The following is an 8,171-nucleotide window of genomic DNA, read 5'->3' on the forward strand; positions in this document are numbered from 1 at the left end:
GTGTGAGGCGCGCTCTCCTGCTCGCTTCGATGGTGTTGACCGGCTGCGGCCGCACGCCCGACAGCCAGTCCTGGTTCCCGCTCGAAGGCGGCCACCGCTGGACCTACACGGTCACGACACGCAGCGGCGCGGACACCTCCGAGCGCGAGAGCCTGACGCTGCGTACGTTGGGCTCGGCCACGCTGGTGCTGGACGACCAACCCGCCTGGCAGCGCCGCAGCGACAGCGGCGTGAACTACTGGCTGCGCGCTGATGACGCTGGCATCGTGCGCGTGGCCAGCAAGAGCGACATGCAGGCCGACCCGGTGGCCGATGCGCCGGGCCGCTTCGTGCTGAAGGCGCCGTTCGTGGTCGGCACGCAATGGCAGGCGCCGACGACGGCCTACTTGCTGATGCGCACGGCCGAGTACCCGCGCGAGATCAAGCACAGCCACCCGAACATCCCCATGACCTATGAAATCGAGGCGGTGTCCGACGTGGTGCGCACGTCGGCAGGCAGCTTCTCGCCCTGCCTGCGCGTGCGTGGCAGCGCGACGGTGAAGATCTTCGTCGACGCCATCACCGGCTACCGCGACCAGCCGCTGACGACACTGGAGTGGTATTGCCGCGGCGTCGGCCTCGTGAAGCTGGAACGCAGCGAGCCCTCCACCTCACCGATGCTGGTGGGCGGCTCGCGAACGCTGGAGCTCGAGTCCTGGCAGTAATACCCATGGGCCGAGCGCTGGACCGTTCCCTGGCACGGCACACTGCGCCCCGGCCGTGTCGGCCGAGGGAGCAAAAGCTGTGTTGGATGTTTTGCGTGTGACGGCAGCCCGTTTGGGGCGCCGAAGGTTCCTGGGCGGGATGCTGCTGGCGCCCTTGGCTGGCGCGGCCGGTGCCGCAGGGTGGACGACCGGCAACGGCCCTTACGCGGTGGGCAGCAGTTGCATGAAGGCCGAGCCGGCGACCGCAGCGCCGATGGCGGACTACCTCATCGGCAGCCTGTCGCCGCAAGGCCCGCTGTACCTGGACCAGCTGATCAGCGATCGCCAGGCCACGCTGGTGATCGACGTGAAGGTGCCCAAGGACTGGCCGTATGCCGGGGCGCTGGCCGGACGCAGCCTGCCGGTGGTGCTGACGGTGTTCTACCCGACGCCGGCCGACAACCGCCGCCCCGACTACACCTTCCCTGAGGAGACCGGCTGGTATCGCCTGCCGCACATGCAGCGGCCCGGCGAGGCGCCGCTGTTTGCCGACGAGCGGGCGCGCTACCCGCTGATCGTTCACTCCGGCGGGCAGGGCACGCATGGGCTGTGGCACATCGGAAAGCTCGCGCACCTGGCCTCGCAGGGCTACATCGTGGTCGACGTTTACCACGGTGACAGGCGCACGCCGGGCGGCAGCGAAATGTTCGCCCTGCGCAGCCTGGCGGTGCGCGCGGCGCTGGACCATGTGCTGGCCCACCCACACTACGCAGACCACATCGACGCCGCCCGCATCGGCGCCACCGGCAGCAGTGCCGGCGGCCTGACCGTGCTCACGCTGATGGGCGGCTTGAACCCCGCGCGGCGCGGCCTGTCCCTGGCCGACGAGCGCATCAAGGCCGGCTTCGGGACGGTGCCCTTTCCCGGCATCGGCATGGCCGCGGCACGGGCCATGGGCCTGCCCGTGAACCTGCCTCCGGGTGCCGGCCCGAATTTCTGGAACTTCGGCCTTGACTTCGCCGGCCTCGCTGCCGTCAAGCGGCCCTGGTTTGCGGTCAGCGGCGAGTTGGACAGCAACGTGCCGGCCGCCGACGTGCTGGCCGCCGCGCGCGCCGTGGGCGGCCCCGCCTGGGTGGTGGAGATGAAGGGCCAGACCCACGGCTTCAACGAAGCGGCCAACGCCGAGACGGGCGGCTGGGAGGCGGCCTTTTTCGACGCGCACCTGCGCAACGACGCAGCGGCCCGCGCGCTGCTGCGCCCCGATGCCCAGCCGGCCGGGCCCGAGGCGCTCGGCCGCGTGCTGCTGCAGCCGGCCTGAGCTCGGTAGGCTAATGGGGTGAGCATCGCGAATCCCAACGCAAGCGGCGGCATATGGGATCAACGACATCGCGAGTGGCTAGGTGTCAAGACCCGCCTGTTTGTATACGGCGCGCTTGAACAAATGGGGTTTGGAGATCTGCCAAGCTTGAAGGGCTTGCACGGGTGAGCGATGGTCGGGCATAGATGCGCCGGCCCAGCGTGGTGCGGCGGGTCCCAAAGGTGTAGACGCCGATCAGGCCCGTCATCAGCATCAGCACGTTGGGCAGGCCCTTGTACGAGGCCAGCAGCCAGACCAGCGCTGCGCTACTGCGGTTTCATCGCGCAATCACATCGAGCCGCATCCGCTGCGTCGGCAGGCCCTCGACGGCAACTTCAACCACGATGGGGCCGGGCGAAGCGCCCGCGCGGACTGCCGCCACCATCCGACCGTGGAAGGTCTTGCGTTCGCCCGATTGCAGGCTGCTCGCATCGACGGGGTCGCCGTTGCCCGCGCCGCCCAGCACGCCGGCGCCGGTCACACTGACCTTCACCTGGCGATCACCGGCGCGCGCGTAGATGGGAACGCCGTCGCTGTCGGCCAGCTCGATCGTCACGTAGGCCAGGTCCTCGCCATTGGCCTTCAGCTGCGACCGATCCGCGGTCGCCTTGAACGCCGCCGGCAGACCCGCTGTGCGCAGCTCCCACTGGCCAGCGCGCCTGCCGTCCCGATAGCCGACCGCCAGCAGGCGGCCCGGCGCATAGGGCACGACGAACCGGGCCTTGTATTCAGTGGCGAGGCCTACGGCCTGCCGCCCCAGGCTCTTGTCGTTGAGGAAGAGTTCGACCTCCGGGAACTCCGAGTACACCGCGACGTTCAGCGGCCTGCCTTCCTGGCCGGCCCACGACCAGCTGGGATGCACGTCCTCCAGCGTCCAGTCGCTGTGCGGGTCGCCTTCCGGGAAGGGGTAGTGCGGGAAGGCGCGAGTGCCAGCCGGCTGCTCGACGAAGGCCGCGATCGGGTCGATGCCGGTCTTCCACAGTACCTGGCGGTAGTAGGCGGCGGGTCGCTTGCGCCCGGTAGCGTCGATCTCTCCGCAATAGGCCAGGTGCCACGGATATGGGCCCCAGGTCTTCCAGTCCTGCTTGGCGTTCACCCAGCCGATGCCGGCCTCGCCGAGGTAGTCGAAGGAGGTCCACACGAAATCGCCGATCACCCACGGCAGGGTCTCCACCGGGCGCCAGTAGTTGAAGGCGTATCGGGACAGGGACTCGCCGCTGTACATGACGCGCGACGGGTATTGCTCGTGGTCGCGTTCGAACAGGTGGGGCATGTAGTTGTAGCCGGCCGCGTCGAGCTCGCCATAGGCGCTGGCGATCGTCGGGGAGTCGATGCTGACCGCCTGGGTCACCGGCCGGGTCGCGTCGAGCTGGCGGACCCGCTGGACCAACATCCGTGCAGTCTTCGCGCCCTCGGGCGTGCCCTGCTCCCGGATCTCGTTGCCGATGCTCCAGAACAGCACGCTGGGGTGATTGCGGCCGCTGATGATCAGGCTGTCCAAGTCCTTCTGCCAGTTGTCAGCGAAGAAGCGGGCGTAGTCGGCGCTGGTCTTGCTGTTTCGCCAGGCGTCGAAGGCCTCGTTGATGACCAGCATGCCGAGCTCATCGGCAGCGTCCAGGGTGGCTTGGCTTGCTGGGTTGTGGGCGTTGCGGATGGCGTTGTAGCCGGCCGCCTTCATCAGCGCGACCTTGCGTGCATCCGCATCGGGAAGCCCGGCGGCGCCGAGCATGTAGTTGTCGTGGTGGATGTTGCCGCCGCGCAGCAGGACCTTCTCGCCATTGATGCGCAAGCCGTTTTTCGCATCGATCGCCACGGTACGGATGCCGAAACGGGTCAAGCGCACATCGGTTGCGACACCGTTGACGCGCACCTCCTGGCGAAGCAGGTAGAGATGCGGTGCCGACGGCCCCCACAGCCTGGGCTTGTCCACGGCCAGCGCTTGCGCGGCATCCACTTGGCCGCGGGCCGGCACGACATAACGCTTGCTGGCGCGGGCGACGGTCTCGCTGCCGTCGACGCTGGTCACGGCCGTGACCACTTCCACCTGCTGTGACTTGGCCTGGCGGTTGGAGAGGCGTGTCCGAACGTCCAAGTTCGCCCGTTGAGCGGTCGCGGCGCGGGTCGCAACCGCCACGCTGTCGGGGTCGATGTGCACCGGGTCCAGCAGTTCCACAGCCACCGGGCGGATCAGGCCCGAGCCGGCATACCAGCGCGACGACGAGTCCTCATGGCGCGCCCGGACGACGATGACGTTGTCGCCCGCCTTGACCTTGCCTGTCAGGTCCAGCGTGAATGCGGTGTAGCCGTAGCGATGCTGTCCCACAGGCTCGCCATTCAGCCAGATGTCCGAGTCCATGTAGACGGCTTCGAACTTGAGCCGGACCACGCGGGCGGCTTCGGCCGAAGTCAGCGTGAGATGACGCCGGTACCAGCCGGTGCCACCCGGGATGTAGCCGGAGTCGCGGCCACCCACGGTGGCGGGATCAAAGGGTGGCGCCCCGTCCGCCTTGTCCAGGATGGAGAAGTCGTGCGGCACGGCCACCTGGCGCCATGCGCCGTCGTCGAAGTCGGGCCGCTCCGCGCCCTTGACCTCCCCCGCCATGAAACGCCAGCCCATTGAGAGACGGCGTTCCTCAGCGGCCGACGTGATCGAGACGAGCGCCAGCATCAGCGCCCATGGCAAGCGGCGCGTGAACTTGTTGAGCCTCAACATCAATTTGTGTCCAATGAAAATCTCGAGAGGCAGCCCCAGCCCCCACGGGGCTTCGTCCGAAATCAGCGGGCTGCAGCCCGTAGGTTGGGATGAGCATCGCAAACCCCAGCGTCTACGCGCCGGTACCGTTGGGGTTCACTTTGTTCACCTCAGCCTACGGGCTGTTGGCGCCCAAGTAGTGGCAGAGGGCTCGTTTCGGCCATGAGCGGAAGTTCACTCTGGCGGGATCATCGGCCGGTCAACTCACAAAGCTGTCGCCCAACGTTCGCGCTCAGTGGGCGGCGAAGCCGTCCGCTGCAGCGAAGGGTTGAACCTCGTTCGCCTCAAAAGCCGACCGAGACACCTGCGAAACCTTGGCCCCCCGGAGCGCTTCGTCAACCGCCTGTGCGAACTTTGCAAACTCGAAGTCTTTTGGCTTCCTAGTAGCCTCGGAGGCTCGCTGAATCGCGGAGACCGTTGCGGTTCGATACGCCTGGAGTTGCTGTGTAGGCGTGAGCATCTGGACATCGAGCCAATCAATTTGTCCGACGCTGCGAAGTTCGCGGGTCTTGGGTTTGTATGAAGAGTAACCAGTCGGTCCGGCGAAGGCTACGCCGATTCCCCATGCCGCGAAATCAGCAATCTCTAGCAGCAGGATGAAGTTCTCGATTGATGTACCGAAGGAGCGCTCAACGAGCCTTTGGTTTAAGTAGGCATCAATGCCTGGCGTGAACAAGCGCCACCTGCCGGAATTGGCTTTCCAGTGTTCGAGGGGCCAGGCATTGCCATTGGAGTGCTGCGTGCCGAGGTGCAGCACTTCGACGCCAGTCTTCAGAAAGGTACGGAAGTGCATCGCAGAGAGGTTCAACGTGCAAGCTCAGCGGACGGCGGAGCCGTCCGCTGGAGCGAAAGGTTGGGCAGCCGGATGCTCACAAGCGCCACCGCTCGTCGATGGCCGCTTTGATGACCGCAGCTGGGTCTGAACCAAGCTCGCCCAGCTTCCGCCGAAGAACCTCAATGTGCCACCACGGGCAGCCGGGATCACCGCACGGTTCATCAGGATCTCCCTGATGTTCGAATTCCAGATGAAAGCAGAGCCAATGCATGCGCTCGAAAACTTCATACGACTCTGCGTTTTTCTTCACCGGCAAATTGCAGCGGACACAAATGAGCGGCGCGGCTGTCAAGTTATCTCCTGTATGCCCAACGTTGGAATTCAGCCGACCGGACGGCGAAGCCGACCAGGGTCGGCTGCAATAAATGGTTAGGAATCAGGATCACCATCCGTCTGTGATGCCGCATCGACGATCTTTTTGCCAATGAATACGCCGTACGCTACTCCGAGAGCAATGCCAATGGCGACACCAAGCGCCAAGTTACCAAGAGCGACTCCGAGACCACTGCCTATAGACACACCCAGTGCTATGCCGACGCCAAGGTAACGTTTTCTTGTCTCACTTTGCTTATCCGACATCTATGTCCCCCTGATTTCTAACGTGCGAGTTCAGCGGGCGGCGAAGCCGTCCGCTGCAGCAAAAGGTTGGGCGGCGTTTTTTTCCATGCTCACGCCTACTTCGCATTCCGCATGCCCATTTGGCGCATCGCGTCCAACGCCAACCATCCAAAAGACTTCCCAGTTCCCGGTAGATGCGCTGAAGTGGCAACTTGGTCCGAAACGTCCTCTAGCTCGAAGTCTTCCAGCCGACCTGAGCCTTCTAACAGCCGTGAGCCAAACGCCTCGTCCGCCACAAACTTCAGGAAGGCCCCGGATTTGGTTAGCCACATGCCGTAGTGCACCCAACAGCCCTGATCGGGAACAGACCGGAGTGCTACCAACATGCCGGCGCCAGCGTCGTACCCGCGGGTTGCAAGCATCGCCCGAAGCCACTCAAACCGTTCTGGATGATCAGCAAACGAGCGTGCGACGTCGACGATTTCAACGCCTCGATCAACGGCCCGTACTTGAACGCTCCTCTGCTTACCCATGTGCGCCTTCTACGCTGCCCAACGTTTGAAATCAGCGGGCGGCGAAGCCGTCCGCTGCCATGACGGGTTGGGCATCGCGTGACGCTCCATCGACTGATGCCGCTTCAACAAGGAGCTTGGCTGCTTCAAAGGCTGCTTGACCCAAGGAAAGGTAGCTTTGAGCGCCTGGCTTTCCCCCGGAAAGATGCGCGACTGACCAACCTTCTCGCTCCGGATAGATGCAAATCATGTTGGCGTAGACGACCAGTTCTTCTGTCAAGCCTTCGATGCGAATTGGTTCTCCGTTTTCTTGAAGCAAGACCTGTCGCCCAGACGCTGCGACAACTGATTCGCCAAAGCTCCAGTCTCGAGGTGCAGCGTACAAGCCCTTGGCGGCAAGCCATTCCACGGCGGCCTCGCGCGACTCAAGCAGTGGGTACATTGCGATGCTCAACCGTGCGAGCTCAGCGGACGGCGAAGCCGTCCGCTGGAGCGATCGGTTAGCCTCGCGGCGCATGGCCGAGTGGCAAAGATAGCTCACTTGCGAAACCGCCTTCCTACGACTACGGCGACAACCGCTCCGAGCAACCCAGCGAAGGCAAGCAAGCCCGCGATTGACGGCTGCCGACACCGTGGATTCGGTGAGAACAGTTCATACGCCCCCGCGCATTCAGTGAACGCCATGCTCGACGACGAAATCAACCAAAGGAGGCACCAGAGGGCAAAGACCACGAGCAAGGCGGCGATGAAATTGCAGGCGAATCGGATGACGGGTCGGGAACGCATTCCGGAGTCTGGCTAACGTCGGAGTTCAGCCGACCAGCCAGCGAAGCTGGCGCGGGTCGGCTGCAATGACCAGTTAGATGGCGGTTTCACCGCACAACCTCGGCTCCCCAACCGTCGTAAGTTCCACCGTGCTCACCGGCTAACCGCGACAGTTGTTGGCGGATCTCGACGAGCGAGTTGGCGCCAGGGATCAATGTCCTAGAAGCTTGAACGGTCCAACTGGCCTTGCCTTCGGCGTCTGGAAGCACGACCGCAGAAAAGTCGCGCATCGAGAGAATCTCAGCGACGACCGACGCGGCGCCATGTTCAGGCAAATGCAGGAAGAAATCGATCTTATGAGGTTGATCCAGCTTAGATCCCGCTCGTCTGAGCTGCGACAACATACGGACGTCGGGCGCAGCCGGCTGATTGACTCTCTTGAGAATCCGCAGCGCGATGCCAATCGTCGCCCCGATGCCAAGGCCAACTGCCATCATGGTTGAAATAGCCATAGCCATCTAACGTGCGAGTTGTGGGGCGGCGGAGCCGTCCCACACCAATGACCAGTTAGACGTCACCGCGTCCATAGGTGAGTTGCCACAACGGAGAGAACAAGCCCTGCCGCTGCCCAGAACGAAATACTCAGCTTACGGGCAACTACAGCACCCCGCGCAACTAGCGTCGGGTCCTCGAACTGCGTGAACTCTCC

Annotated in this window: 7 protein-coding genes; 2 read left to right on the plus strand and 5 right to left on the minus strand. The window is 64.3% G+C overall.

All coding sequences use genetic code 11. From position 1 onward, the window contains the following. Together ACXJKJ_RS29715 and ACXJKJ_RS29720 are read left to right on the plus strand one after the other, a co-directional pair. A partial coding sequence (locus ACXJKJ_RS29715; RefSeq protein ID WP_457394858.1) for a hypothetical protein occupies positions 1-704 on the plus strand: 704 nt, incomplete at its 5' end. A gap of 139 nt (positions 705-843) precedes the next feature. Next, positions 844-2,001, plus strand: coding sequence for an alpha/beta hydrolase family protein (locus tag ACXJKJ_RS29720; protein ID WP_457394861.1), 1,158 nt, complete (start codon positions 844-846; stop codon positions 1,999-2,001). Between the two features lie 316 nt (positions 2,002-2,317). On the opposite strand, the gene ACXJKJ_RS29725 is transcribed toward ACXJKJ_RS29720, so the two are convergent. The 5 genes from ACXJKJ_RS29725 to ACXJKJ_RS29745 form a co-directional block, all read right to left on the minus strand. Then, complete coding sequence (locus ACXJKJ_RS29725) at positions 2,318-4,753, minus strand: glycoside hydrolase family 2 TIM barrel-domain containing protein (RefSeq protein WP_457394864.1); 2,436 nt, start codon at positions 4,751-4,753, stop codon at positions 2,318-2,320. 271 nt (positions 4,754-5,024) lie between these two features. Further along, positions 5,025-5,585 (minus strand): hypothetical protein, encoded by a 561-nt coding sequence (locus tag ACXJKJ_RS29730; RefSeq protein ID WP_056200311.1) that lies wholly within the window; start codon positions 5,583-5,585, stop codon positions 5,025-5,027. Between the two features lie 76 nt (positions 5,586-5,661). Further along, on the minus strand, positions 5,662-5,919 hold the full coding sequence (locus ACXJKJ_RS29735; RefSeq protein WP_157281831.1) for a hypothetical protein: 258 nt from the start codon (positions 5,917-5,919) through the stop codon (positions 5,662-5,664). 830 nt (positions 5,920-6,749) lie between these two features. Beyond that, positions 6,750-7,139 (minus strand): hypothetical protein, encoded by a 390-nt coding sequence (locus tag ACXJKJ_RS29740; RefSeq protein ID WP_157281829.1) that lies wholly within the window; start codon positions 7,137-7,139, stop codon positions 6,750-6,752. A 430-nt stretch (positions 7,140-7,569) separates the two neighbouring features. Then, positions 7,570-7,974, minus strand: coding sequence for a ribonuclease E inhibitor RraB (locus ACXJKJ_RS29745; RefSeq protein ID WP_162247820.1), 405 nt, complete (start codon positions 7,972-7,974; stop codon positions 7,570-7,572). Positions 7,975-8,171 lie beyond the last annotated feature (197 nt).

The sequence above is a fragment of the Roseateles sp. P5_E1 genome (genome assembly GCF_054049335.1).

Coding starts and splice junctions, on each gene's coding strand:
- ACXJKJ_RS29720 (WP_457394861.1), top strand. CDS start 844: ATGCTGCTGGCGCCCTTGGCTGGCGCGGCCGGTGCCGCAGGGTGGACG.
- ACXJKJ_RS29725 (WP_457394864.1), bottom strand. CDS start 4,753: ATGTTGAGGCTCAACAAGTTCACGCGCCGCTTGCCATGGGCGCTGATG.
- ACXJKJ_RS29730 (WP_056200311.1), bottom strand. CDS start 5,585: ATGCACTTCCGTACCTTTCTGAAGACTGGCGTCGAAGTGCTGCACCTC.
- ACXJKJ_RS29740 (WP_157281829.1), bottom strand. CDS start 7,139: ATGTACCCACTGCTTGAGTCGCGCGAGGCCGCCGTGGAATGGCTTGCC.
- ACXJKJ_RS29745 (WP_162247820.1), bottom strand. CDS start 7,974: ATGGCTATTTCAACCATGATGGCAGTTGGCCTTGGCATCGGGGCGACG.